The sequence below is a fragment of the Nocardioides caricicola genome (assembly GCF_039541135.1).
Taxonomy (GTDB): Bacteria; Actinomycetota; Actinomycetes; order Propionibacteriales; family Nocardioidaceae; genus Nocardioides; species Nocardioides caricicola.
Window position 1 is genome coordinate 319,775 of record NZ_BAABFQ010000005.1, and the last position, 24,588, is coordinate 344,362.

A 24,588-nucleotide genomic window follows, 5' to 3' on the forward strand; every position below is an offset into this window, starting at 1 on the left:
TAGAGGAGCCTGGCCCTCACGGCCCCGAGCAGATGCTGAATCCCAACCCAAGGACCTTGGCGATGACACCCCTACTCATGCCCCGCGTGCTCCACAGCTCCCATCGAAGCCGTTGAATCCGACGAGGCGACCGGCTGAACCGGCAGCCGAAGCCGCTTCAGCAACAGCGCGTTGACCGCCACCAAGAAGCTGGACCCCGACATCGACAAAGCCGCGACCTCCGGCCTCAGCACCAAGCCGAAGGCGGGCTCGAACACGCCTGCCGCGATGGGGAGCGCGATCGCGTTGTAGCCCACCGCCCAGCCGAGGTTCTGGCGCATCTTGCGCAGCGTGCCCCGGCCGATCGTCAGCGCCACCGGCACGTCCAGCGGGTCGGACCGCATGAGGACGACGTCCGCGGCTTCGATCGCGACGTCAGTGCCCGCGCCGACTGCGATCCCGACGTCTGCCTGCACGAGCGAGGGCGAGTCGTTGACGCCGTCGCCCACCATTGCCACGGTGCGGCCCTGCGCCTGCAGCTGCTGAACCTGGTGCGCCTTGTCCTCGGGCAGCACCTCGGCGATGACGTCGTCGATTCCCAGTTCCTCGGCGATCCGCTCGGCAGTGGCGCGGTTGTCGCCGGTCAGCATGGCCACCCTGATGCCCGCCTGGTGGAGCGCCGCGATCGCGGCAGCCGAGGTCTCGCGGACCGCGTCGGCAATGCCGAGCACGGCGACGGCTCGACCGTCGACGGCGACGAAAACCGCCGTGCGGCCTCCGGAGGCGATCTCGTCGCGCCGCGCGCCGAGATCACCGATGGTGATGCCCCCCGACTCCATGAGGCGTCGGTTGCCGATAGCCACCTGGTGGCCGTCGACCTCGGCGAGGGCGCCGATGCCGGTGACGTTGCGGAACCCGGTGGCACGCAGGCGCGGGACATCGGTGGCGTCGACGTACCGCACGACGGCGTGGGCGAGCGGGTGCTCGGACTCGCGCTCGAGGGCACCGGCGAGGGCCAGCACCCGGTCGTGATCGAAGTCGCCGACCACTACGTCGGTGACCTCGGGTTCGCCCTTGGTGAGAGTGCCGGTCTTGTCGAACACGACGGTGTCGATGCGCGCGGAGGACTCGATCGCGGTCGCGTTCTTGAACAGGATCCCGCGCTTCGCCCCGAGACCGGACCCCACCATGATCGCCGTCGGGGTGGCCAGGCCGAGGGCGTCGGGGCAGGTGATGACGACGACCGTGATGGCGAACAGCAGCGCGGTCTGCACGCTCGCGCCGGCCGCCAGCCAGACCAGGAAGGTCCCGACTCCTCCGACGAGGGCGACCAGGACCAGCCAGAACGCGGCCTTGTCGGCGAGCCGTTGTCCGGGAGCCTTGGAGTTCTGGGCCTGCTGCACCAGTGCGACGATCTGGGCCAGTGCGGTGTCGGCACCCACCTTCGTGGCGCGCACTCGAAGAGTGCCGCTGGCGTTGACAGTAGCGCCGATGACCTGGTCGCCGGGTGCCTTGTGCACCGGGAGGCTCTCGCCGGTGACCATGGACTCGTCGACCTCCGACTCGCCCTCTTCGACGGTGCCGTCGGTGGCGATCTTCGCCCCGGGCCGTATGAGGAGCAGGTCGTCGACCTGGACCTCAGAGGTGGGGACCTCGACGGGTTCGCCCTCGCGGAGCACGGTCGCCATCGGAGGGGCCAGGTCCAGCAAGGTGCGGATGGCGTCGTTGGCGCCGCCTCGTGCTCGCATCTCGAACCAGTGGCCGAGCAGCACGAATGCGGTGAGCATGACCGCGGCCTCGTAGAAGACCTCGCCGCCACCGGTGAGGGTGATTCCGAGGGAGTAGAGCCAGCCGGCGCCGACCGCTACGGCCACCAGCACCATCATGTCCAGGGTCCTGGCTCGGAGTGCTCGCCAGGCGCCGTCGAAGAAGATCCAGGCGGAGTAGAAGATGACCGGCAGCGACAGGATCAGGGCGAAAATGTCATCGCGCATCCCGAACGGGGCGGCCGCGTCGAAGCCGAGCATGTCGCGCCCCATCGGCGAGTACAGAGAGACGGGTACGGCGAGCAGCACGGCGACCAGGAACCGGTTGCGCATGTCGCGGACCATGTCGGCCATCGACATCGAGCCGTGTCCGCCGTGGCCCATCGCGTCGTGCGGTGACGAGACGGGCGATGCCGGGCCGGCGGGGCCGGCGTGTTTGTCGTGGCTGTCATGCGGGTCGTGCTCGCCATGCTCGCCATGCGCGGCCTGCTGAGCGTGGCCAGCGTGGTGGTCATGACCTGGTTCGAGCATCGGGTCGCACACGTGACTGGGGACAGACTGCCCGGCGCAGTGGAAGCCGCACTCCCGGACCCAGTCCCGCAGCTCGCTGATGCTGGTGCGGTTCGGGTCGTAGGTGACGGTGGCGGTCTGGGCGACCGGGTTGGCGTCGACGGAGAGCACGCCAAGCTGGCGTGACAGCACCGCCTCCGCGACGTTCTTGCTGGTCGCCCATTGAACGCCGGAAACCTCGAGGACAGCGGTGGCGGCGCCGTCACGGTGCGCGTCCGCGTCGTGGCGGCCGGCGGGGTGCTGGTGGGTGGTCATCGTCCTGCCTCCACCTTGGAAGGGTTGGTCCTGGTCGAGTCGTGCTCGAGGTGTGGCGCCTCGGTCGATTGCGTGGAGACGGCCTGGAACCGACGCAGCCGCAGGCTGTTGGACACCACGAACACCGAGGAGAACGCCATCGCGGCACCGGCGATCAGCGGGTTGAGCAAGCCGAGCGCGGCCAGAGGCAGCGCCGCGACGTTGTAGGCGAAGGCCCAGAACAGGTTGCCCTTGATCGTCCGCAAGGTGCGGCGGGACAACCGGATCGCGTCGACGGCCGCGCGCAGGTCGCCGCGAACTAAGGTGAGGTCGGACGCCTCGATGGCCACGTCGGTGCCGGTGCCCATAGCGATGCCCAAGTCGGAGGTCGCCAGTGCGGCGGCGTCGTTGACGCCGTCCCCGACCATCGCCACCGTCCGGCCCTCACGCTGGAGACGTTCGACGACGGCGACCTTGTCGGCCGGAAGGACCTCGGCGATGACCTCGTCGATGCCCACCTCGGCGGCGACCGCGCGGGCGGCGCGTTCGTTGTCTCCGGTGAGCAGCACCGGCCTGAGTCCGAGCTCCTTGAGCTCGGCCACGGCCTGGGCACTGGTGGGCTTGATGGCGTCGGAGACGACCAGCACGCCGCGGGTTGCGCCGTCCCAGCCGGCGGCGATCACGGTCCGGCCTTCCTGCTCGGCCGCATCGACCACCTGTGCCAGGCGCGGGGCGAGGGGCTGGCTCCACTCCTGGGCGAGCCAGCCGGGCCGACCCGCCACGACCGCGTGGCCGTCGACCACCCCGGCGACGCCGAGGCCTTGGGTCGAGGTGAATCCCTCGACGTCAGGCAGCTGCGCGTCGAGGCGTTGGCTGGCGCCGGTGGCGATAGCTTGACCGATCGGGTGTTCCGAGGCGTTCTCGAGAGCGCCGACCAGCCGGAGCAGGTCGTCGGTGTCGACACCTTCGGTGGGCTCGGCGGCGATCAGCTCCATGCGCCCGGTGGTCACAGTGCCGGTCTTGTCCAGGACGATGGTGTCGACGATCCGGGTGGACTCGAGCACCTCGGGGCCCTTGATGAGCACGCCGAGCTGGGCGCCGCGGCCGGTGCCGACGAGCAGTGCGGTGGGTGTGGCCAGCCCGAGGGCGCAGGGGCAGGCGATGATCAGGACCGCCACTGCGGCGGTAAACGCCGCGGTGACGCTGTGGCCGGTCAGCAGCCAACCGGCGAGTGTGGCCAGTGAGAGGGCGATCACGATGGGAACGAAGACCGCCGACACCCGGTCTGCGAGGCGCTGGACCTGAGCCTTCCCGTTCTGGGCATCCTCGACCAGCCGTGCCATCTGGGCCAGCTGGGTGTCGGCTCCGACGCGGGTGGCCCGGACCACCAGCCGGCCGCCGGCGTTCACGGTCGCGCCCACGACGACATCGCCAGGGCCCACCTCGACCGGGACTGGTTCTCCGGTGAGCATGGAGGCGTCGACGGCCGACGTGCCGTCCTCGACGACACCGTCGGTGGCGACCTTCTCCCCCGGACGCACGATGAACCGGTCCCCGACCGCCAGCTGGCTCACGGGCACGCGCACCTCTGCGCCGCCACGGAGGACGGCGACGTCCTTGGCGCCCATGTCGAGCAGGGCGCGCAACGCCGCACCGGACTGGCGCTTGGCGCGGGCCTCGAAGTAGCGGCCGGCGATGATGAAGGTGGTGACCGCGGCCGCCACTTCGAGGTAGATGTGGACGTCCGCCTCGCCGTCGGGGAAGAGGTCGAACGGCATCCGCATCCCGGTCATCCCGGCGTGGGTGAACAGCAGTGCCCACAGCGACCACAGCCAGGCGGCGGTGACGCCGACCGAGATCAGGGTGTCCATGGTGGCGGCGCCGTGACGGGCGTTGGTCACCGCGGCTCGGTGGAACGGCCAGGCACCCCAGACCACGACGGGTGAGGCCAGGGTCAGCGAGATCCACTGCCAGTTGTCGAACTGCAGCGCCGGGACCATCGACATGGCCAGCACCGGCACCGTCAGCACGGCCGATACCACCAGGCGCTGCCACCACCCCGCGGCCTCGCGGTCCCGATCGTCCGGCTCGGTGGTGGCCACGCCCTCGTCACCGCTGGGCGCCCGGGCCGGCACAGTCGCGGTGTAGCCGGTGGCCTCCACCACCGTGACGAGGTCGTCGGGGCTAAGGTTTGTCGGGTAGCTGACCTTGGCCTTCTCGGTGGCGTAGTTGACCGTGGCGCTGACGCCGTCGAGCTTGTTCAGCTTCTTCTCGATCCGCGCGGCGCAGGAGGCGCACGTCATCCCACCGATGGCGAGCTCGATGTCGTTGACGGTGTCGGACGCGGTGGTCTGCTGGGTCATGACTGTGCCTCCTGGGGGATGGATCGCGCTTCGGACGTGAGGGACCTGGCCCGTCAGGCGAGGTGGTAGTCGCCGGCCTCGTCGAGGGCTGCGGCGACCTGCGCCCGATCGAGGGGCTGGGCGCTGGTCACGGTGACCGACGAGGTCCCGCCGGCGACGAGGTCGACGGAGACGTCGCTGACGCCGTCCAGGCTCTTGAGCTCGCTGGTGACGGCGCTGGCGCAGTGGCCGCAGGTCATCCCCGTCACGTCGTAGCTGGTCGTGGTCATTTCGTTTCCCTTCGTTGCGGCGGTGGCGGTCGATTCGATCCTGGTGCCGGTGGAACTACCGGTCTCGGTGTTGGAGCCGCAGCCGCATCCTCCGCAGCCGCAGCCACCGCCGTTCGGGGGGCTGTCGGCCAACTGGAGTTCGTGGCTGGTGTGTGGGGCGGGCATGGGTGCTCCTTCGTTGGTCGGGTCGGTCATGAGCGGACGAGTCGTCGGATCGCTGCGGAGGCCTCGTTGAGCTTCTGTTGGGCCTCGGCGGGGTCGGTGGCGTGGGTCAGGCAGTGCTCGAGGTGCTGGTCGAGGAGAACGAGCGCCACGCCTTCGAGGGCCTTCGTCGCCGCCGAGACCTGGGTGAGGATGTCGATGCAGTACTGCTCCTCGTCCACCAGGCGCTGCAGGCCGCGAATCTGGCCCTCGATGCGGCGCAGCCGGGTCAGCACTGCCTGCTTCTCGGTGAGGTATCCCGGTTCGGCTGCCATCGCGACCCTCCTCTGCCTGTACCCGGACGGGGTGTCTGCCTTCGCAGTTGACTATACCCCCATGGGGTACTCCCACAAGGTGGCCGGAGAGACCTTCATCGAACCTTCATCGAGATCGGCTCTGCCTCGGTGGTCAGGCGCTGAGGTTGCTGCGGATCTCGTCGAGCAGGTCCTGGGGTGCCAGCCACATGGAGGGGTATTCGCCGTACCAGCGCTGTCGGCCCTGCCTGTCGATGAGCACGAAGCTGTGCCCGGGCAGTCCGGCATGCATGCCTTTGCCGAGGGTTCCGTAGGCCTCGGAGACCGTGCCGTCGTCGAGCAGGAACGGTGTGGTGACTCCGCTGGCGGTCATGTCGGCGGTGATCTGCTCGCGGGTGTTCATCACGATCGGCAGCACGGTGACGTCGAGCTTCTGGAAGGCTGCCGCTTGCTTCTCGATCTCGCCCATCTGGACGATGCAGGACTGGCACCCGGCGCCCTCGGAGAAGTACAGGAGCACGTTCTCGCCGCGGTGTTGAGCCAGGGTGTGTTCGGAGCCGCCGGTGTCGGTGAGGGTGAATTCGGGGGCGGTGCGGATCGCGTCGGAGGACTCGGGGCGCGAGGTGAGCATCATGGCTGTCACCGCGGCGACCAGAGCCAATGCACTGGCCGTGCCGATCATGATGCGCAGGCGGCGGCGACGACCGGATGCCCGCGCGGCCTGTTCCGCGCACTGACGGCGTTCGTTACGGGTTTGCTCGGCGGCCTTGTGCGACATGATGTTTCCTCCAGGGTCCGGGTCAGCTGTGGTTGTCGGGGTGGGCGCCGACGCCCGGGCCGTGGCAGGCGGGATCCTCGTCGGGGTCCGCGTCGGTCGATGCGTCCGGTCGGTGTCGGTCACGCAGGGTGGCGATGACGAAGACTGCGGCGAGGGCCAGCACGGCGAGTCCGAGCACCGGCTCGGGGACCGGGTCGGTCCAGGTCTCGATGCGGGCGAGGACCTCGGACAGCCCCTTGCCGATGGAGACCTGGAATCCGGGGCCACCGGTCATCTGGCCGGTGTTGGCCAGGTAGATGACGAAGCCACCCATGACCGTGAACGCGACGGCGACCGCGATGTTGATGGTGTTGGTGGCCAGCACCTTGCCGGCCAGCCGCAGCCGGACCGGCCTGGCCTGCAGGAAGCGCCGCTCGCCGAGCCGGAAGCGGTCCCAGAACAGGGCCATCACGAACAGCGGGAACACCATGCCGAAGGTGTAGGCCAGTCCCAGCGTCACTCCGCCGACAGCGGAACCGGACAGGGCGGACAGTGTCATCACCCCGGCGAGCACCGGGGCGCAGCAGGAGCTGGCGATTCCGGAGAAGACGCCGAGGGCGAAGAAGCTGGCCGAGTCCCCGCGAGTGGTGTCGGGGGCTCGCAGGAAGGACGGCAGGCTGACCATCCGACCGGACAGGCTGAGCCCCGCCAACGCGAGCATCAATGCTCCGCCGGCGTAGTACAGCGGTGCGTGGTAGTTCGCGATGGTCGAGGCCACCAGGCTCATGCCCAGCGTGATCGGCACGAGCACGAGCGCGAGGCCGGCGGCGAACACGAAGGTCAGCGGCAGCAGTCGCCACCGCCGATTCTTCACCGCCACCGCCAGATAGGACGGGGCGAGGAAGACGATGCAACACGGTGCGAACAGGGCGACGCCTCCGGCGAAGAACGCGGCGAGGACCGAGCCAGTTGTCAGCAGGTCACCCATGGTTGGCCCCCCTCGCCGCGGAGGCGGTGCTCGGTGCGTCGCCGTACCTGCTCTTGAGGAGCTTCTCCAGTTTGCGTCGTGGCAGACGTCCGCTGCTGAAGAAGGTGCCGTCGAGGAGAACCAGGGGGCTCATCGGCGCGCGGTGGCGTGCCATCAGCGCCTGGCCGGCCTCGCTGCGCACAGCTACCGTGTCGACCGCGAGCGGGTAGCTGGCTGCCAGCGTCGCAAGCGCCCGCTGGGCGTCCTCGCAGAAGTGGCAGGCCTCGTTGTCCACGACGGTGATCCGGAGCGGCTCGAATGCCGGCGTGGGTGATGACATGGCTTCCCCTCGTGCGCGCTGGTTCGACACGGTCCAGCGTCGACGGGGTGCTCGGGGAAAAGTGGCGAGGTTGTGTGAAGGTTCGCTGAAGATGCCCGGCGATTGGCCCCGGATGTCCGGGCCCGAAGGCCCTACCGGAGGCCAGGTAGCCGTACCGTGAACGTGGCCCCGAGTCCGGGTCCGGCGCTGGTCACCGAGATACCGCCGCCATGTGCCTCGACGAGGGCGCGGGCGATGGCCAGCCCGATGCCTGAGCCGCCATGGCCACGGTCGCGGGCGGAGTCGGCACGGTAGAACCGGTCGAACAGGTGCGGCAGGTGCTCGGCTGCCACCCCCTGGCCGGTGTCGGCGACGCGGTACTCCACCCACTGGTCGATCCGTCGGCAGCCCAGGGTCACGGTCCCGCCCGCCGGAGTGTGGCGCAGGGCGTTGTCGAGCAGGTTGCCGAGCACCTGTCCGAACCGGTCGGCGTCGACGCGGACCTGGCCGGCATCGGCGAGCTCGGTGCGCAGGTCTACCCCCTTGGCGGCGTACCGGTCGCGGGCGACGTCGGCGGCCGCGGCAGCCACGTCAGCGGCGGCCATCGGTCGCAGCGTCACGTCGATCCCCTCCTCTGCCTGGGAGACGGCGGACATGTCCTCGGCGAGGCGCCGCAGGCGGCCCGTCGAGCCGCGGATCACCCCGAGCGTGTCGTCGTCCAGGGCTCGGATGCCGTCCTCGACGGCCTCGAGGTGCGCGTCGATCGTGGCCAGGGGCGTGCGCATCTCGTGGGCCAGGTCGGCCAGCATGCTGCGTCGAGTCGACTCGGTCGCTTCGAGCCTCTCCGCGAGGCGGTTGTAGGTCAGTGCGAGGGAGGCGAACTCGCCGCCCAGTCCCGGGTCGGGCACCCGGGCGTCGTACCGTCCGGCGGCGATGTCCGCTGCGGCGGCGGCCACGTTGCCGATCGAGCGCTGCACCCGGCGGCTGAAGTACCACGAGACCGCCAGCGCCGCGAGGACCGAGGCGAGCAGCGCCAGAGAGACCGAAAGGACCAGCGCCGAGGCGAAGGCCTCCTCCACGTGACGAGTCTCCTCGGCGGTGTGGGTGTCGCCGGCCTGCTGGAGGTGGTCGCTGAAGATGCTGGGTCCGACGACGGAGGCGACCAACCAAGTGGTCAGGGCGCCGGCCACCAGCACCAGGGCCTGGGCGACCAGGAGCCGAGTGGCGAACCGCGGCCGGGCACGGACCGTGTCCGCCAGGAGTGGGGGGCTGGTCACTGCCCTGTGCCCATCCGGTAGCCGACGCCACGGACGGTCCGGATGAATCGGGCCTGAGTGGCGTCGTCGTCCAGCTTGCGGCGCAGGTGGCCGACGTGCACGTCGACCAGGTGCTCGTCACCGACCCACGAGGGTCCCCAGACGGCGTCGATGAGCTGGCGCCGACTGAACGCCATCCTGGGTCGCTCGGACAGGGCGGCGAGGAGGTCGAACTCGGTGCGCGTCAGCGCCACTGGTTCCTCCTCGAGCCATACGTCGCGTCCCAGCGGATCGATGACCAGGGCACCGAAGGTGCGAGCACCTTCCAAGGCATCGGACGAGGCTCCCGATGGACGGGGCCTGCGAAGCATGGCCTGGATCCGGGCCATCAGGATCCGGGGGCTGAACGGTTTGGTCAGGTAGTCATCAGCCCCCACCGAGAGCCCGATGAGCGTGTCGACCTCTTCGCTGCGTGCGGTCAGCATCACCACGTAGGCATCGGAGAAGGTGCGCAGCTGCCGACAGACCTCCATTCCGTCCAGGCTGGGCAGACCCAGGTCCAGCACCACGACGTCCGGGTCGACGGCGCGGGCGGCCTCCACCGCCTCGAGCCCGTCATGAACCACCGCCACCTCGAAGCCGTCGCGCTCGAGGTAGCTGCCGATGAGTCCGGCCAGCTGCGTCTCGTCTTCGACCACCATCGCCCGGAGACCGGTTCGGGGGCGGCCACCCGCGGTACCCCCTGCCGGTGAGCCGGCCTTCTCGTCCATGACGTCCTCGCCCATACCCGCCATGGTCTCAGTCCGCTGCCCGGCCAGCCGTAGGTCAGCACCGGCGAGGGCACGTTCTTCAGCGAACCTTCACATGAACGCGACCGGGACACAGTGGTGTCCGGGCAATCGTGGGAGTCACCAAGCCAAGCGAAGGAGCTGAGGACGATGATGGGCTGGTACCACGACGGCATGGGTTGGGGCGGTTGGATCATCATGACCGTGGCCATGGTCGCGTTCTGGGCGTTGGTGGTCTTTGCCGTTCTCGCCCTGTTCCGCACGCAGCGCCCCGGTGGGTCCACCCCGGACCGCCGCGACCCGATGCAGATCCTCGACGAGCGGTTCGCCCGAGGCGAGATCGACGAAGACGAGTACCACGCCCGCAGCAGTGTGCTGCGTGCCTCGGTGCACTAGCCGCTCGCCCCTTCCCGCCTCGCACATCTCGCCTCTCGCCGAACCTGAGTCAGGAGCCCCCACTTGTCCGAGATCACTCGTCGCGCCGTCCTTCGCGGGGCCGCCGGGCTCGCAGGCGTGGCCGCCCTCGGCGGCCTCGCCGCTTGCAATCGGTCCACTGGCACAGCGGTCGGGCCCGCCGCCGACGCGGTAGCAGCGGCGGAGGCGGCGCGCCGGAAGCCCGGAGCTCGGGTGGTCACCGCGCGCCTCACGGCCCAGCCGGTGACCCTCGACCTGGGTGGCCAGACCGTGAGCACGTGGGCGTACGGCGACACCGCGCCGGGACCGCTGCTCCGCGTCGACGCCGGAGACGTGCTCCGGGTCGACGTCGCCAACCAGCTCCCGGACGCCACGAGCGTGCACTGGCACGGCCTCGCACTGCGCAACGACATGGACGGCGTGCCCGGACTCACCCAAGATCCGATCGCCGTGGGAGAGACGTTCCGCTACGAGTTCACCGCACCTCACCCGGGCACGTACTTCTACCACCCGCACTCCGGAGTTCAGCTGGACCGCGGCCTGTACGGCGTCCTGGTCGTCGACGACCCTCAGGAGCCCGGTGAGTACGACGCCGAGTGGATCGTCGTCCTGGACGACTGGGTCGACGGGACGGGCCGCACCCCGGACCAGGTCCTTTCCGACCTGCAACAAGCCGGCGGCGACGACTCCATGGGCGGCATGCACGACATGGGCGGCACGGGCATGGAGGGGATGGACCACGGCTCGATGGGCTCTATGGGTGGGATGGAGGTCATGCGGTCGCCCCTGCTCGGTGGTGCCGGGGATATCACCTACCCGTACTACCTGCTCAACGGCCGGACAGCCGCCGATCCGGCGACGCTGTCGGCTAAGCCGGGTCAACGCGTTCGGATCCGCTTCGTCAACGCCGGCTCGGACACGGCGTTCCGGGTCGCCGTCGGTGGGCACCGCATGACCGTCACGCACAGCGACGGCTTCCCCGTCGTGCCGGTGCCCACCGACGCGCTACTGATCGGGATGGGCGAGCGCTTCGACGCCACCGTCACCTTCGGCGACGGCGTGTTCGAGTTGGTTGCCTCGGCCGAGGGCAAACAGGGCCAGGCGCTGGCTGTGATCCGCACCGGCGCCGGTCGCCCGCCCACGGCTGACGTCAAGGTCCGCGAACTGTCGGGCAAGGTACTGCTCGGCACGGCGCTGTCGGCGGTCGAGTCGGCCCGCCTGGACCGACGGTCGGCCGACCGAACCCACGACCTGGTCCTGGGCGGCACCATGGCGCCCTACCGCTGGACCATCAACGGCAAGACCTTCCCCGACACCGACCCGTTGCGGTTGATTCAGGGTGAGCGGGTCCGGCTGCGCTTCGTCAACCAGTCGATGATGTTCCACCCCATGCACGCGCACGGCCACACCTTCGCGCTGAGGGGCGGCGGAGCCCGCAAGGACACGGTCATCGTGCGCCCCATGGCGACCCTCGACGTCGACCTCGAAGCCGATAACCCAGGACAGTGGGCGACCCACTGCCACAACATCTACCACGCCGAGACCGGCATGATGACCACGCTTTCCTACCAGGCACAGGAGTGACGATGTCCGACCACCACGCTGCCGCCGGGGAGGTAGCGGACGACCGCCTCGACGAGTCCCGCGCCGAAAGCACCCCCAACCAGACTTCGCAGAGGCGGGGCGTCCTGGCCACCGCTTGGAGTGCGGTGACCGCTGTGGTGGGCGGCATCATGGGCCTCCTTCCCCACCTGCTGCACCACGTCGGGCTCCTCGGAGGAGCGGTACTGGTGACCGGCGCCACCGGCAACGTCCTGTTCGCCGTACTGGGATTGGTGTTCTCCCTGCCCCTGCTTCGGCGCCTCTACCGGCGCTTCGGCTCCTGGAAGGCCCCCGCCCTCGCTCTGGGCGTGTTCGCGCTGATGTTCTCGCTCTCGGCGTTCGTCATCGGCCCGGCCATCAGCAACGACGATCCGAGTCAGGACCGGGACCGCACCCCCGTGCAGACCCCAGACCCTGACGAGCACGAGGGCCACCACGACTGACGAGCCCTCACGACAACGGCACGAGTCACCGAGGAGGTCCCCATGGACACCGCAGTGGCCCTGGTGCAGGCCTACCTGCACGTCAATGGCTACTTCACCGTCGTCGAGCACCCGGTCCTGGAGAGTCTGCGCGCCGGCCAGGTGCGCACCGTCACCGATCTCGACGTCCTGGCCTATCGCCTTCCCGGTGCCGGCCACGACCTGATCCACGGGCGCTCAGGAACCGTGCCCCAGCGCCTGAGCTCCGAGGTCGACCCGGCCCTCGGCGCGCCGACTGGCCGAGCCGACATGATCGTCGGCGAGGTCAAAGAAGGTCGTGCGCGACTGAACCCGGCTCTGCGCGACCCGGCGACACTAGAGGTCGCGCTCGCGCGGTTCGGGTGCTGCCCCGCCGAGGAGGCCCGAGACGTCTCGCGTCGGTTGCTCGACCATGGCCGCGCAGCCACCAGGGCCGGCCATGAGATCCGGGTGGTGGCCTTCGGCGGCACACCGGGCCAGGTAGAACCTCACAATCCGTGGACAACCGTGCCCATGAACCACGTCGTGGAGTACCTCCAGGCCTATCTCCACGCACACTGGCAGGTGCTGCGCCACGCGCAGATCCACGACGAGGGACTCGCTGTCCTCGCGCTGATGGAGAAGTGGGGGCTCGGCCACAACGCTGCGGATCGCCTCCCCGTCCCGTAAGGAGGCGCGTCATGGCCGAGTGCGAGTGCGACCACCCACATGTACCCCGCCGGGTTCTGCTCACCGGCGGGCCGGGCGCGGGCAAGACGGCCGTCCTGGAACTCGTACGCCGCTCGCTGTGCCGACACGTCAAGATCCTGCCGGAATCGGCAGGAATCGTCTTCGGTGGCGGGTTCCCGCGCGACGACGACGCGGAGTGTCGACGCGCGGCGCAACGGGCGATCTTCCACGTTCAGAAGGAACTCGAGGCGACCGGGGACGCCCACAATCCGGCAATCGTGCTGTGCGACCGCGGCACAGTCGACGGGCTCGCGTACTGGCCCGGGCCACCGGGCGACTTCTGGACCTCGACGGCCACCACGCTGGACACCGAGCTGCATCGGTACGACACAGTGCTGCATCTACGCACGCCAACCGCGGACCAGGGCTACAACCACCAGAACCCGCTGCGGACCGAGACGGCCCTCCGTGCGGCCGATGTCGACGCCCGCATCCTGGAGGCCTGGCAGCGCCACCCCCATCGCCACGTCATCCCATCCACCGGCGACTTCCTCGAGAAGGCGACCCGAACCGTGGACCTGCTGCGAGAAGAGCTCCCTGCCTGCTGCGCCAGCCACCTGGACCTCAACGCCGCACCCACCCTCCCTCCCACCTGACATGTGGCCGCCGCGGTGACTCGCCGCCCTTCAGCCCCTCCGAGCACTTCGACGCCACGTGGTTCTTCAGCGAACCTTCACAAGACGGCGCCGGTCACCTTCACCCCGCGGCGAGACCCTCGAAGTGGACCGAGGAGACCAGCGGTCCACCGAAGTTGGAGGAAGTCATGAGTAACCGTTGGAGCATCAACATCACCCCCGCCGAACGCGTCGCTCGCGTCGCCATCGGCGGTCTCGCCGCGATCGCCGGCGCGTTCCTGCTGGGCGGCGCCGCCTCCACCTTGGCGGTCGTCCTCGAGCTGCTACTCGTACTGGCAGGCCTCGACCTGGTCGTCACCGGAGCGCTCGGACACTGCCCGCTCTACGCCAAGCTCGGCCACGTGCCCGCATCCCTGAAGGGTAGGACGTCATGAGCACCCCGAACGGCATGGACCGCGAATCCCTCCGCGACTCCCAGCAATGGCCCTACCAGCCAGAGCCCTCGACACCCACCGAGCCCCACCACGCCGGACAGGAGACCGACGGCGGCGCCCACGGAGCGCACGGTGGTCACGGGCTGATGATGATCGTCTGCTGCATCCCCATGCTCGCCATCGCCGGCCTGCTCTTCCTCACCGGCGTAGCAGGTTCCGGCATCATCGTCACGGCTCTGCTGTGCACCGCGATGATGGCGGCCATGATGTTCGCCATGCCCGGCGGGCACGGCGGTCACGGCCACAAGTAGCACGAACGTCGAGCCACGCTCGGCAAACGGAAGTGAGCCACATGAAGGCCAGGGTTGAAGCCTCGGTCCCGGTCACCCGCCGGTTTCTCACGACGCATCCGTTCCGCACCGCCGCCGGAGCCGCCGGGATCGGGCTCGCCCTGATGCTCATGCTGCTGCTGGCCGGACTCTGGGTCGGCGTCCAGGACCGCGTCACCACCTACGACGACCACCTCGGTGCCGACCTGGTCGTCGTCCCGGCCGGAACGCGCAACCTCTTCGCCGACCCCGGCGCTCTGCCGGCGCCGGCCGTGGACGCCATCGCCCAGGCCCCTGGCGTGACACGAGCCGCGCCGCTGCGCGGCATGTATCAGATCCTCGAGCTGTCGCACGGCAAGGCTGCCGTGGCCGCGGTCGCCTACGAACCCGGCAGCGGGCTCGGTGGCCCCTGGGCCTTCACCGATGGCCGTGCCCCCGAAGCCCCCGACGAGGTGGCCATCGATGCTTTGTGGGCCGAACAACACGACTTCGCCATCGGCGATCGGCTGCCCATTCTCGGACACCCGATGCGGGTGGTCGGCCTCACCGACGACACCGCACTGTTCATGACCCCGCTGCTGTTCACCACCACGGCCGGGATGGACCAGATGCTGCGGGCTACCGGCACCACCGGAGCGGTGCTGGTCACGACCGCGGACCCCGATGCCGTAGCAGCGCAGCTGCGTGACGAGGGGTACACCGTGCGCACTCCTGCCGAACTGCGGGAGGCGTCCCTGCGACTGGCGACCGACATCTACGGCTCGCCGGTACGGCTCATGGTGGGCGTGGCCTTCGCAGCCGGCACCCTGATCGTCGCGCTCGTGGCCTACACCCGAGTCACCGAACAACAGCGGGACCTGGGCGTCCTCAAGGCCCTCGGCGCCACGCCCGGCCGGCTTCGCCGAATCGCGGTGACCGAGACCGTGGCACTGACGGTGCTCGGCACACTGGCCGCGATCGTCCTGCTGATCATCACCCGGGAAGTCCTCGCCTGGTGGCGACCCGCATTCCCGGTGCTGCTCACCTCCGGCACCATCGCCCAGACCGCCGCCGCAGCGGTCACGATGGCACTACTCGCCGCATGGCTACCGGCACGCCGACTCAACCGGCTCGACGCAGCTTCCGCATTCCGGAGCGGACGATGACCACCATCACGCAACCAACTCCGCCGCGATCCGATCACCCACGACGCGCCCTCGCGACAGGAGCCGTGCCCGTGGGGCGCCGCTTCCTGTTCGCCGACCGCCGCCGCGCCACGCTGACCGTCCTCGGCGTGGCCGCCTCCCTGCTACTGGTCCTCGTCCTCGGCGGCATCTTCGCCGGGGCCGTCGACCGCGTCACCTACTACATCCGCACCTCCCCGGCCGACGTGTTCGTCTCCCAGGCCGGGGTCCGCACCATGCACATGTCCGCCTCGACGCTCCCCGCGGACACCCCCGAGCGCGTCGCCGACATACCGGGAGTTGCCTGGGCCGCACCGATCGCGTTCGCCTCCGGCTCGGTAGCCGGACCACAGGGCCGGCAGCTGTCCTACCTCATCGGCTACGACACCCGCACCCGCCGGGGCGGCCCCACACGCCTCGTGGCCGGCCGCACACCGGCCGCCGGCGAGGCCGTCCTGGACGAGCAGGCAGCCAAACAGCTCGGAGTCCAGGTCGGCGACCAGTTCACGGTCATGGGCACGTCCCTGCGCGCTGTCGGCTTCTCCACCGGCGGCAGCAGCATCACCAACACCACCGTCTTCGTCGAGCTCAGCGAGTTCGGCCGGATCCACGACGACCGCGTTTCGTACGTCCTCACCGGGCTGGACCCAGGCGCCGACCCAGAAGCGGTCACGGACCGGATCGAGGCCGAAGTCGGTGGCGTCACGGCCCAGACCCGCGAGCAGTTCGCCGACTCCGAAGCCCGCATCGTCACCGATATGAGCGCTGACCTGCTCCGGCTGATGTCCTCCATCGGGCTCGTCATCGCGCTCGCCGTCATCGCCCTGGGACTGATGACGGCCACCTTGAACAGGCTGCGGGACTTCGCCGTCCTCAAGGCTCTCGGCGTCCGCACACCTCGGCTCGCGGCAGCGGTGGCGATGCAGGTGCTGCTCACCGTCGTACTCGCCTCCACCGTCGCCACCACAGCCGCGCTGGGGCTGGCGTGGTTGCTGCCACTCGCCGCTCCAGCGGTCCAGATCTCCATCACCACCGCCGCCGTCGCACAGACCACCACCACAGCGCTCCTGGTCGGCCTCATCGCCGCCCTGTGGCCGCTGCGCCGCATTGCCGCGCTCGACGCGGCAACCGCCTTCCGGGAGACACGATGAATACCAACGCCCCCACCACCTCCGGCAATGCCTCGGTCCCCGACCCAGTGCTCCGGTCACCGGGCAACAACAGGCCCCACGGTGAATCGACCAGGTCCGGGGTGCTGACCGTTCGAGGGCTCACGAAGACGTACGGGGCGGGCGAGACCGCCGTGGATGCCGTGCGAGCAGTCGACCTCGACCTCGCCGCCGGGGAAGTGCTCCTCGTGATGGGGCCGTCCGGATCGGGCAAGACCACCTTGCTGCTGATGCTCGGCGCACTGCTGCGTCCGAGCGCAGGCTCCATCACCGTCACCAGCCGTGATGGCGTCGACGTGGACATCGCCGCGGCGCGTGAGAAGGAGCTCCCTGTGCTGCGGTCGCGCACCTTCGGGTTCATCTTCCAGGACTACGCCCTCTTGGACGCACTCACGGCCACCGAGAACATCGCAGTTGCCGCCAATCTCGCCGGCACCACCGGATCCGCCGCCCGCCACCGCGCCACCCAGCTGCTCGAGCGCGTCGGCCTTGCCCACCGGGCAGCGGCGCGGCCCTCCCAGATGTCCGGCGGCGAACAACAGCGCGTCGCAGTCGCACGCGCGCTCGCCAATGACCCACCCGTTCTGCTCGCGGACGAACCCACCGCCAACCTCGACGCCTCTCGCGGCCGAGACCTCGCCCGGCTGCTGCGCCAGCTCGCTGACGAGGACAGCCGCTCGATCGTCATCGTGAGCCACGACGATCGACTCCGAGAGATCGCCGACCGCGTGCTCTGGTTGGAGGACGGGCAGTTCCGCCACGTCGCCGCGCTTGCCGTCGATCCCGTCTGCCGCATGCAGGTCGAGCCGAACGGACCCCACGCGAGCTGGCGCGGCGAGCAGTGGTGGTTCTGCTCTGACGCCTGCCGACGGGAATTTGTCACCAAGCCCGAGCGATTCACCCCACGGCCAGCGTCCACCTAGGCCGTGCTGCCGCAGGGTCGGCAGTCGTCATCAGCGGACTTGCGCCCGGAACCGGAACGCGTCCCGTCGCGTGTCGGTCTCGACGAGACCGAACCCGGCAGCCTTCAGCCGTGCCGGCAGTTCCTCCGGGTCGACCAAGGTGCAGGTGTCGCCGATGTGTGCCAGCGCGAACAGCGGACCCCACCGGCTGTCCGAGCCCGCCAACCTGCCGTTCGGGCGCAGGACCCGGCCGGCTTCGGCGTACAGGCGATCCTACGCCGCCGCCGTGGGCAGGTGATGCAGCATCGTGAAGCAGACCACCGCGTCGAACGAGCCTGACGCCAATGGAAGCGCCGTCGGGTCACCATGTCGCACGTCCACCCCCGGGTGTCTTCGTGCGAGCGCCGTGGCATCGGCTGCGTCGTAATCCAGGCACGTCAGCGATCCCACCTGCTGCACCAGCCAGTCTGTGGTCAGTCCCGGGCCCGGCCCGAGCTCCAGGACGGACGCTCGCTCGAGGGAGATGCCGTCCAACGCCCATGGCAGCAGCGCTCTCACCTGGGCGCGCCAGATCCGGGATCGGCAGTAGACGCGATGGATCAGGTTCACCGTGGAGTCCTTCCTTCATGCACGCGGGCGGCCTCCCACCTCGATCTGACTATGCGGCTCGACCACTGTCCAGTCATGTGATCGGCCTTCATCGGTTCTTCATCGAAACCACCGGCGATCCGTCTGGGTCAAGCGGCGAGGGTGATGGCGCGGTCCCCACCGGGCCGACGTCGTCTATACGAAAGGTTCGCCCATGAGCTCAACATCCGGCACCGGTCCCGATGCGGCTTCTGCGCAGCTCCCGAAGGATCGGCACGGGTGGAGCCGGCGGATGCGCGTCGTTGCTCTCTCCGCCGGTGCGTTGGCCGTGCTTGCCGCCGCGGGTGGCCTGGCGGCGCTCAACGGCTATGACGACCGCGCCGACGAGGGCTCGACGGCGGCCGCTCTCGCCGGCCACCGCGGCATGGTGGAGGGCACCGTCTGGATCGCCAACGAGGGCGGCGACTCGCTCACGGCAATCGACGCCGCCACCAACCGGGTCGTGACCACCGTCGCCGGCGTCAAAGGGCCGCACAACGTGCAGGTGTCTCCCGACGGTGCGTCGGTGTGGACGGTGAGTGGCCACGACGGATACGCCGCGATGCTGTCCGCGGGGAGCTTGGACCTGCACGGTGTGGTCCCGACCGGCTCGGCACCAGCCCATGTCGTGGTCTCCCCGGACGGGGCAACCGCGTACACCACGAACGGCGCGGACGACACCGTCTCCGTCATCGACGCGTCCACCATGAAGGCCATCGACACCATCAAGGTGGGCCAGGGCCCGCACGGCCTCCGACCCAGCCCGGACGGCCGCTGGCTTGTCGTGGCGAACGTCGCCGACACCACGCTCAGCGTCATCGACACCCGGACCAACCAGCTGGTCACAGACGTCGAAGTCGGGAAGGCCCCCGCGCAAGTCGCCTTCTCCCCCGACGGCCGGTTCGTCTACGCCTCCCTGAACGGCGAGGACGCCGTCGCCAAGGTCGACATGACGTCGCGCAAGCTGGTCGGCACGGTCGCAGTCGGAGACGGCCCCATCCAGACCTATGTCAGCGGCGACAACCGCTACCTCCTCGTCGCCAACCAGGGCACCGAAGACTCGCCCGGGACCGCCGTCTCGGTGATCGACATCAAGACGTTCACCGTGACCGCAACCGTCGAGACCGGACAGGGCTCCCACGGCGTCGTCGTCGACCCCTCGAGCCAGCACGCCTACGTCACCAACATCTACGGCGACGACGTCGCCGTCCTGGACCTCCAGAAACTCGAGGTCGTGGCCCGAATCCCCGTCGGAGACAAGCCCAACGGCGTGAGCTTCTCCCCGCTCCCGAACGACGCCGAAGACGGCAGCGTCACGCTCGACCTTTCCACGGATCCCGAAGTGCCCGCCGACGAGATCGAAACCGATCACGGAGACGGCCACCAGGACGGTCACTGATCCTCTGGAAGGCGACGCCGCCTCAGTGCGGCTGACTCAGACCCAGGCATCGGGGTGGACATCGCCAGCCATCACCGCGCAGTTCGCCACGCTGGGCCAGCATCCGCCGAGTTTTTGGGTCATCAATCCGCGACATAAGCGGAAACGGTTCAAAATACGAGTGGCCTCTGACCTGCGTTTCTGCAGGTCAGAGGCCACTTTTCAGTAGCGGGGGCAGGATTTGAACCTGCGACCTCTGGGTTATGAGCCCAGCGAGCTACCGAGCTGCTCCACCCCGCGTCGGTGAGACCAACCCTACCGGGCGGGGTCGGGCGGGCCAAATCCGGGGGGTCAGGACTCGGGGTCGGCCGACTCCGAGGGGGTCGGTTCGTCGCTGGCGCCGCCCGACGGGTCCTGGTTCTCCGGCAGCGTGCCGGAGAGCCGGACGGCCTCGGCGACCTTGGCCTTCCCCTCTTCCATCAACCTGGCCCACTCGACGGTGTCGCCCGCGCGCTGGGCCTCGTCGGCGTCATTGAACGCCGCTTGGGCCTCGAGCAGCAGGTCGCGGATCTGGTCCGGGACCGGGACCTGCTCGCCGTCGCCCGGCTCCTCGGTGCCGGGGTCCTCGCCGCCCGGCTCCTCGGTGCCCGGGGTGAACGGGCTGGCCCCGAGGGCGTCGCCGAGGGCCTCGGTCAACGTGGCGCCGATGCCGACGTTGCCGCCGTAGGACACCAGCACGTACTGCAGGATCGGGTAGCCACCGGTGGTGCCGGCGCGCGCGGCGTAGATCGGCTCGATGTAGATCAGGCCGTCGTCGACGGGAAGCGTCAGCAGGTTGCCGTACAGCGGCGGGTTGCCGCCGGTCTGGAACGGCAGCAGCGCCGCGCGGACGTCCGGGTCACCGGCGAACTCGTTCGCGATGAGGCCCGGCCCCTGGGCAGGGGTGTCGGTGTCGGCGAGCTGGAGGACGTTGATCTTGCCGTAGTTCTCCTCGTCGGTGGCGTCGGAGGAGACGGACACGAAGGCCGCCAGGTTGTTCTTGGAGTACGGCACGAAGTTCGAGGTCAGCGACCACACGTCGTCGACGGCGGCGCCGGTCCCACCACCCTGGTTCACGAACATCCGGTACGGCGGTTGCAGGTGGTCGGGCGAGTTCGGGTCCTCGGGGACCTGCCACCGGTTGTTGCCGTTGTAGAAGTCCACCGGGTCGGTCACGTGGTAGCGCGCGTACTGGTAGCGCTGCACCTTGAACATGTCCTCGGGGTAGCGCAGGTGCGCCATGAGGTCGTCGGAGATCGCCGACTTCGGCTGCACGGTCCCGGGGAACGCGCTGCTCCACGCCTGGAGGATCGGGTCCTCCTCGTCCCACTCGTAGAGCGTCACCGTGCCGTCGTACGCGTCGACGGTCGCCTTCACCGCGTTGCGCATGTAGTTGATCTCGTCGGTCGGCAGCGTCGCCAGGCCGGTGTTGGCCTGGAGGGAGTCGTCGGTCATGTCGTCGAACGACTCCTTCTCCGCACTCGGGAACCGGTCGGTGGTGGTGTAGCCGTCGAGGATCCAGACGATCTTGCCGTCCACGATCGCGGGGTAGGCGTCGTCGTCGATGGTCAGCCAGGGCGCGACCTTCTCGACCCGCTCGCGCGGGTGGCGGTTGTAGATGACCTCGCTGTTGGAGTTCACGCGGTCCGCGAGCAGGAAGTTCGGCTCGCCGAACTTCACGGCGTACATCAGCTTGTTGAAGAAGCTGCCGACCGGGACGCCGCCCTCGCCCTCGTACGTCGTGAAGGTCTCCGCCTCGCTGTCGCCGGTCTCGCCCTCGGTCTCACCGTCGCTCTCACCCTCGGTGTCGGTCTCCCCCGTGGGCTCGGTGGTGCGCAGGTCCAGCTCGACGTCCGTGCCGCCCGGCTCCTTGCCGACGACGGAGTACTCGGGGCTCTGCTCACCGAAGTAGACCTGGGTCTGGTACGGCCCGGTGCCGAGCTCGGTCAGCGAGTTCTGGTCGGCGCTCTGCAGTCCCTGGGCCCACTGGGTGTCGGTCTGCTCCGGGCCGTCGTCGGCCGGGCGCTGGTTCGCGTAGGCCGCGATGATGCCGTTGCCGTGGGTGTAGACCGTGTGCAGGTTGTTCCAGTTCTTGTTGCCCTCGCTGATGTCGTCCTGGTTGAGCTCGCGGACGCCGAGCACGAGGGCGCGGTCGACGCCGTCGACCTCGTAGCGGTCGACGTCGAGCACGTTGGCGACGGAGTAGTACGCGAGCACCTGCTGGTTCTGCTCGAACGTCTCCCGCACCAGCTGCGGGTCGACCAGCGGCACCGACCTCGTCTCGGCGACCAGCGAGGCGAGCTCGTCGCTCGAGGCGACCGCGCGCTTGGTGTACTGCTGCACCTCGACGTCCTCGATGTCGTACGCCATGCGGGTCGCGTCGATGTTCGCGGCGATGTACTGCTGCTCCTTGTCCGCCTCCGACGGCTTGACCTGGAACTGCTGCACGATTCCCGGCCAGATCAGGCCGAGCAGGATCGCCGACACCGCGAGCAGCGCGAGGCCGACCGACGGCAGCAGCCAGGTACGGCGCCACACGTTGACGAAGAAGAGGATCGCGCAGATCACCGAGATGCCGAGCAGGATGTTCTTGGCGGGCAGCACCGCGTTGTGGTCGGTGTAGCCCATGCCGGTGAACAACGGTCCGCCCTGGGTGACCAGGTCGAAGCGGTCCAGCCAGTAGTCGGCCGCCTTCGCCAGCACGAACAGGCCGAGCAGCACCGAGAGCTGCACCTGCGCCGCGCCGGAGAGCCGGTCGCGGGCGGTCTGCAGCCGGATACCGCCGTACAGGTAGTGCACCAGCGCCGATGCCAGCAGCGCGACGACGAGCACGGCCATCGTGAAGTCGACGAGGAAGTGCAGCCACGGCAGGTCGAAGACGTAGAAGCCGATGTCCTTGTTGAACCACTCGTCCTCGCTGCCGAACGGCACGCCGTTGCGCCACAGCAGGTAGGAGCGCCACTGCCCGATCGCGGAGCTGCCGGCGAACGCGCCCAGCACCAGCGAGATGCCGATGAGCAGCCAGGTGCGGATCGGCGAGATCGCCTCGCGGTAGCGGTCCAGCCCGTTCTGCTCGGGCGAGTTCGGACGGAAGAACGGGCGGAAGCGGTAGGCCAGGTAGATGTTGACGCCGACGACGATCGCCATCACGGCGCCGAAGACCGCGAACAGCAGCGTCTTGGTCCACACCAGGGTGCTGAAGACCTCGGCGTAGCCGCCGTCCTTGTACCAGAGGCGGTCGGTGTAGAGCCCGGCGAAGGTGCTCAGGAACAGGAACCCGATCACCAGCACGACCGCGGTGATGATCAGCGCGCGGGAGCGCCGCGACCCGGACCGGGGCGGGGGTTGGTTGTCCCGCGACTCCTGGTCGAACAGCTCGCTCATTCCTCGTTCTCCCTCTCGTGCCCGGCTCCGGGCTCTTCCAACGTCGCACGCAGCAGCTGCAGCAGGGCCGGCACGAGGTCGCCCCCACCTACGACGGACTGGTCGTCGTCGTGTGACCGCAAACGTAGGGCACAGTAGGTTGCGCCCGCGCGGGTTGCGCCCGCGACGATGCGGACCTCCTGGCGGTCCGGGTGCTCGCGGGCGAACTCCTCGGCGGCCGCCTGGTCCTCCGGGATGTGCGCGTCGGCGTCCGGCGGCAGCACCAGTCGCTCGACCACGGCGGCGCAGCCGGCGACGTCCTCGGGCCACACGATCGACTCGAGCACGACCTCGAGCGGCTGGTCCGGAGCGAGCTGGTCCTGCTCGACCGGGGTGAGCGAGCCCTGCGCGGAGGCGGCGTCGAGGCCCATCGCAGAGGCGAGCGCGGGCTCGCGGCGGACGAGCTGGGCGGTGTCCACGAGCGCGTAGAGGCGCGCCGGCCGGTCCCAGCCCTCGGCGGCGACGTGGCCCTCGATCTCGAGGACGGCAGCGGCCAGCGCCGGGTCCACGTCGAGGATCTCGTCGAAGTCGCTCATGCGTCGCCCTTCTCGCAGCTCGGGAGGTCGGCGTCGTGGTCGTCGACCCACGCCTCGATCGACTCGCGGGCGCTGTGCATGGTGGGCGCCCGGACCAGCCGCATGTCGTCGTTGGGCGCGAGCACGGCCTGGTCGCAGTTGTCGGGCGGGACGAGGAACAGCTGGGCTCCGGCGTCGCGGGCGCCGACGATCTTCTGCTGGATGCCGCCGATCGGGCCCACGGTGCCGGTGGCGTCGAGGGTCCCCGTACCGGCGACGACCTGACCGCCCGTCAGGGACCCGGGCGTGAGCGTGTCGTAGATGCCGAGGGAGAACATCAGCCCGGCGCTCGGGCCGCCGATGCCCTGGTCGATGTTGATGGTGACGTCGACCGGGAGGTCCGGGGTCACCACGGTGCCGAGCTGGATGCCGACCTGCGGCCGGCCGTCGGCGACCTCGGGGGTCACCGGGACCTCGATGCGCTGGTCGTCGCGCAGCACCAGGAAGTCGACGGGCTCGCCCTCCGGGGCCGCGGCCACGGCCTCGGCCACCGCCGCGGTGTCGGCGACCTCGGTGTCGTCGACCTCCAAGATCACGTCGCCGTTCTCGAGCTCGCCGTCGGCCGGCGCGTCCGCGACGACGCCCACGACGGCCGGGTGGGTGACGTCGTACCCGAGCTCCTCCAGCGCGGCGGCGGTGGCGGCGTCCTGGGAGGACGTCATCTCCGCCGCGCCCTCCTCGCGGTTCTGCTCGACGGTCTCGTCCTCGCGGTAGACAGCGTCGTACGGGTAGACGGCGTCCTCGTCGCTGACCCAGTCGTACATCAGCTCGAAGAGGTTGTTGGAGCCCTTCGGCAGCGGCTGGGACACGTAGACCGTGGTCATCCGGAGCTGGCCGTCGTCGCGGTAGACGTCGTGGCCGGACACCTCGATGATCTCGTCGCCCTGGTCGTTGGTGCCGAGGACGTCGAGGGTCAGACCGGGCTCGTAGGTGACGTACGGGAGCGGGTGCAGGGCGGCGGCCAGCCACAGCCCGATGAGCAACGGGACGGCCAGCACCCCGGCCACGGTCCGCTGCGTCATGGCGCCAAGAGTGTCAGATCAGT

The 24,588-nt window shown here is 69.5% G+C and carries 24 protein-coding genes and 1 tRNA gene; 11 read left to right on the forward strand and 14 right to left on the reverse strand.

All coding sequences use genetic code 11. The features are described 5' to 3' along the window. Positions 1-71: 71 nt before the first annotated feature. The 9 genes from ABD875_RS09910 to ABD875_RS09950 all read right to left on the reverse strand — a co-directional run bounded on the left by ABD875_RS09910 (position 72) and on the right by ABD875_RS09950 (position 9,720). The gene (locus ABD875_RS09910) at positions 72-2,570 is read right to left on the reverse strand and encodes a heavy metal translocating P-type ATPase (protein WP_051707256.1); all 2,499 of its coding nucleotides are present in this window, start codon (positions 2,568-2,570) and stop codon (positions 72-74) included. After that, positions 2,567-4,912: a heavy metal translocating P-type ATPase gene (locus tag ABD875_RS09915; RefSeq protein ID WP_345174085.1), complete on the reverse strand. Its 2,346-nt coding sequence runs from the start codon at positions 4,910-4,912 to the stop codon at positions 2,567-2,569. Before ABD875_RS09915 ends, ABD875_RS09910 begins: the two co-directional genes overlap by 4 nt. 53 nt (positions 4,913-4,965) lie before the next feature. Continuing rightward, a complete protein-coding gene (locus ABD875_RS09920) occupies positions 4,966-5,181 on the reverse strand; it encodes a heavy-metal-associated domain-containing protein (protein WP_030485937.1) in 216 nt (71 codons plus the stop codon). Between the two features lie 191 nt (positions 5,182-5,372). After that, positions 5,373-5,657 carry a metal-sensitive transcriptional regulator gene (locus ABD875_RS09925; protein ID WP_179530457.1) on the reverse strand — a complete coding sequence of 95 codons (285 nt, stop codon included), beginning with the start codon at positions 5,655-5,657 and terminating at the stop codon, positions 5,373-5,375. 133 nt (positions 5,658-5,790) lie between these two features. After that, positions 5,791-6,414, reverse strand: coding sequence for a peroxiredoxin family protein (locus ABD875_RS09930; protein WP_345174097.1), 624 nt, complete (start codon positions 6,412-6,414; stop codon positions 5,791-5,793). Between the two features lie 22 nt (positions 6,415-6,436). Further along, positions 6,437-7,381 carry a cytochrome c biogenesis CcdA family protein gene (locus ABD875_RS09935; protein WP_313536282.1) on the reverse strand — a complete coding sequence of 315 codons (945 nt, stop codon included), beginning with the start codon at positions 7,379-7,381 and terminating at the stop codon, positions 6,437-6,439. Next, positions 7,374-7,700 (reverse strand): hypothetical protein, encoded by a 327-nt coding sequence (locus ABD875_RS09940; RefSeq protein ID WP_051707258.1) that lies wholly within the window; start codon positions 7,698-7,700, stop codon positions 7,374-7,376. Before ABD875_RS09940 ends, ABD875_RS09935 begins: the two co-directional genes overlap by 8 nt. Positions 7,701-7,831: 131 nt before the next feature. Beyond that, on the reverse strand, positions 7,832-8,956 hold the full coding sequence (locus ABD875_RS09945; protein WP_300641921.1) for a sensor histidine kinase: 1,125 nt from the start codon (positions 8,954-8,956) through the stop codon (positions 7,832-7,834). Beyond that, entirely contained in the window at positions 8,953-9,720 is a 768-nt protein-coding gene (locus tag ABD875_RS09950) for a response regulator (RefSeq protein ID WP_425411798.1), read from the reverse strand. Before ABD875_RS09950 ends, ABD875_RS09945 begins: the two co-directional genes overlap by 4 nt. Positions 9,721-9,873: 153 nt before the next feature. Between ABD875_RS09950 and ABD875_RS09955 the strand changes: the two genes are divergently transcribed. The 10 genes from ABD875_RS09955 to ABD875_RS10000 all read left to right on the forward strand — a co-directional run bounded on the left by ABD875_RS09955 (position 9,874) and on the right by ABD875_RS10000 (position 17,522). After that, positions 9,874-10,119: an SHOCT domain-containing protein gene (locus ABD875_RS09955; RefSeq protein ID WP_206051916.1), complete on the forward strand. Its 246-nt coding sequence runs from the start codon at positions 9,874-9,876 to the stop codon at positions 10,117-10,119. A 63-nt stretch (positions 10,120-10,182) separates the two neighbouring features. After that, positions 10,183-11,721: a multicopper oxidase family protein gene (locus ABD875_RS09960; protein ID WP_345174135.1), complete on the forward strand. Its 1,539-nt coding sequence runs from the start codon at positions 10,183-10,185 to the stop codon at positions 11,719-11,721. Between the two features lie 2 nt (positions 11,722-11,723). Further along, positions 11,724-12,182, forward strand: a complete 459-nt coding sequence (locus tag ABD875_RS09965; protein ID WP_157210301.1) for a hypothetical protein — start codon at positions 11,724-11,726, stop codon at positions 12,180-12,182. A gap of 42 nt (positions 12,183-12,224) precedes the next feature. Then, positions 12,225-12,869, forward strand: a complete 645-nt coding sequence (locus tag ABD875_RS09970) for a hypothetical protein (protein WP_030485947.1) — start codon at positions 12,225-12,227, stop codon at positions 12,867-12,869. An 11-nt stretch (positions 12,870-12,880) separates the two neighbouring features. Beyond that, positions 12,881-13,525, forward strand: coding sequence for an ATP/GTP-binding protein (locus ABD875_RS09975; RefSeq protein WP_345174160.1), 645 nt, complete (start codon positions 12,881-12,883; stop codon positions 13,523-13,525). Between the two features lie 167 nt (positions 13,526-13,692). Further along, positions 13,693-13,938, forward strand: coding sequence for a YgaP-like transmembrane domain (locus tag ABD875_RS09980; RefSeq protein ID WP_030485949.1), 246 nt, complete (start codon positions 13,693-13,695; stop codon positions 13,936-13,938). Next, a complete protein-coding gene (locus ABD875_RS09985; protein WP_036196260.1) occupies positions 13,935-14,249 on the forward strand; it encodes a hypothetical protein in 315 nt (104 codons plus the stop codon). The genes ABD875_RS09980 and ABD875_RS09985 overlap by 4 nt, the downstream gene beginning before the upstream one ends. Positions 14,250-14,290: 41 nt before the next feature. Further along, positions 14,291-15,412 (forward strand): ABC transporter permease, encoded by a 1,122-nt coding sequence (locus ABD875_RS09990; RefSeq protein WP_245604520.1) that lies wholly within the window; start codon positions 14,291-14,293, stop codon positions 15,410-15,412. Next, positions 15,349-16,581: an ABC transporter permease gene (locus ABD875_RS09995; RefSeq protein WP_345174190.1), complete on the forward strand. Its 1,233-nt coding sequence runs from the start codon at positions 15,349-15,351 to the stop codon at positions 16,579-16,581. Before ABD875_RS09990 ends, ABD875_RS09995 begins: the two co-directional genes overlap by 64 nt. Before the next feature lie 101 nt (positions 16,582-16,682). Then, entirely contained in the window at positions 16,683-17,522 is an 840-nt protein-coding gene (locus ABD875_RS10000) for an ATP-binding cassette domain-containing protein (protein ID WP_345174197.1), read from the forward strand. A gap of 252 nt (positions 17,523-17,774) precedes the next feature. Here ABD875_RS10000 and ABD875_RS10005 read toward each other — a convergent pair whose 3' ends face one another. Continuing rightward, positions 17,775-18,110, reverse strand: coding sequence for a class I SAM-dependent methyltransferase (locus tag ABD875_RS10005; protein ID WP_345174203.1), 336 nt, complete (start codon positions 18,108-18,110; stop codon positions 17,775-17,777). A 481-nt stretch (positions 18,111-18,591) separates the two neighbouring features. Here ABD875_RS10005 and ABD875_RS10010 point away from each other — a divergent pair, with 481 nt between their 5' ends. Next, complete coding sequence (locus tag ABD875_RS10010; protein ID WP_345174212.1) at positions 18,592-19,527, forward strand: YVTN family beta-propeller repeat protein; 936 nt, start codon at positions 18,592-18,594, stop codon at positions 19,525-19,527. 205 nt (positions 19,528-19,732) lie between these two features. Here the strand turns inward: ABD875_RS10010 and ABD875_RS10015 are convergent. From ABD875_RS10015 to ABD875_RS10030, 4 genes are all read right to left on the reverse strand, one after another. Beyond that, positions 19,733-19,806 (reverse strand) — tRNA-Met (locus tag ABD875_RS10015). Positions 19,807-19,857: 51 nt separating this feature from the next. Then, positions 19,858-22,929: a UPF0182 family membrane protein gene (locus ABD875_RS10020; protein ID WP_345174220.1), complete on the reverse strand. Its 3,072-nt coding sequence runs from the start codon at positions 22,927-22,929 to the stop codon at positions 19,858-19,860. After that, complete coding sequence (locus tag ABD875_RS10025; RefSeq protein WP_345174227.1) at positions 22,926-23,504, reverse strand: PPA1309 family protein; 579 nt, start codon at positions 23,502-23,504, stop codon at positions 22,926-22,928. Before ABD875_RS10025 ends, ABD875_RS10020 begins: the two co-directional genes overlap by 4 nt. Then, positions 23,501-24,565: a YlbL family protein gene (locus ABD875_RS10030; protein ID WP_345174235.1), complete on the reverse strand. Its 1,065-nt coding sequence runs from the start codon at positions 24,563-24,565 to the stop codon at positions 23,501-23,503. Before ABD875_RS10030 ends, ABD875_RS10025 begins: the two co-directional genes overlap by 4 nt. Between the last annotated feature and the right edge of the window lie 23 nt (positions 24,566-24,588).

Excerpts from the sequence above, each read along its gene's own strand:
- ABD875_RS09910 (WP_051707256.1), bottom strand. The coding sequence starts at position 2,570 with ATGACCACCCACCAGCACCCCGCCGGCCGCCACGACGCGGACGCGCAC.
- ABD875_RS09935 (WP_313536282.1), bottom strand. The coding sequence starts at position 7,381 with ATGGGTGACCTGCTGACAACTGGCTCGGTCCTCGCCGCGTTCTTCGCC.
- ABD875_RS09965 (WP_157210301.1), top strand. The coding sequence starts at position 11,724 with ATGTCCGACCACCACGCTGCCGCCGGGGAGGTAGCGGACGACCGCCTC.
- ABD875_RS09920 (WP_030485937.1), bottom strand. The coding sequence starts at position 5,181 with ATGACCACGACCAGCTACGACGTGACGGGGATGACCTGCGGCCACTGC.
- ABD875_RS10020 (WP_345174220.1), bottom strand. The coding sequence starts at position 22,929 with ATGAGCGAGCTGTTCGACCAGGAGTCGCGGGACAACCAACCCCCGCCC.
- ABD875_RS09955 (WP_206051916.1), top strand. The coding sequence starts at position 9,874 with ATGATGGGCTGGTACCACGACGGCATGGGTTGGGGCGGTTGGATCATC.
- ABD875_RS09915 (WP_345174085.1), bottom strand. The coding sequence starts at position 4,912 with ATGACCCAGCAGACCACCGCGTCCGACACCGTCAACGACATCGAGCTC.
- ABD875_RS09925 (WP_179530457.1), bottom strand. The coding sequence starts at position 5,657 with ATGGCAGCCGAACCGGGATACCTCACCGAGAAGCAGGCAGTGCTGACC.
- ABD875_RS09985 (WP_036196260.1), top strand. The coding sequence starts at position 13,935 with ATGAGCACCCCGAACGGCATGGACCGCGAATCCCTCCGCGACTCCCAG.
- ABD875_RS09990 (WP_245604520.1), top strand. The coding sequence starts at position 14,291 with ATGAAGGCCAGGGTTGAAGCCTCGGTCCCGGTCACCCGCCGGTTTCTC.
- ABD875_RS09995 (WP_345174190.1), top strand. The coding sequence starts at position 15,349 with ATGGCTACCGGCACGCCGACTCAACCGGCTCGACGCAGCTTCCGCATT.
- ABD875_RS09980 (WP_030485949.1), top strand. The coding sequence starts at position 13,693 with ATGAGTAACCGTTGGAGCATCAACATCACCCCCGCCGAACGCGTCGCT.
- ABD875_RS09975 (WP_345174160.1), top strand. The coding sequence starts at position 12,881 with ATGGCCGAGTGCGAGTGCGACCACCCACATGTACCCCGCCGGGTTCTG.
- ABD875_RS10025 (WP_345174227.1), bottom strand. The coding sequence starts at position 23,504 with ATGAGCGACTTCGACGAGATCCTCGACGTGGACCCGGCGCTGGCCGCT.
- ABD875_RS09950 (WP_425411798.1), bottom strand. The coding sequence starts at position 9,720 with ATGGGCGAGGACGTCATGGACGAGAAGGCCGGCTCACCGGCAGGGGGT.
- ABD875_RS09940 (WP_051707258.1), bottom strand. The coding sequence starts at position 7,700 with ATGTCATCACCCACGCCGGCATTCGAGCCGCTCCGGATCACCGTCGTG.
- ABD875_RS09970 (WP_030485947.1), top strand. The coding sequence starts at position 12,225 with ATGGACACCGCAGTGGCCCTGGTGCAGGCCTACCTGCACGTCAATGGC.
- ABD875_RS10030 (WP_345174235.1), bottom strand. The coding sequence starts at position 24,565 with ATGACGCAGCGGACCGTGGCCGGGGTGCTGGCCGTCCCGTTGCTCATC.
- ABD875_RS09930 (WP_345174097.1), bottom strand. The coding sequence starts at position 6,414 with ATGTCGCACAAGGCCGCCGAGCAAACCCGTAACGAACGCCGTCAGTGC.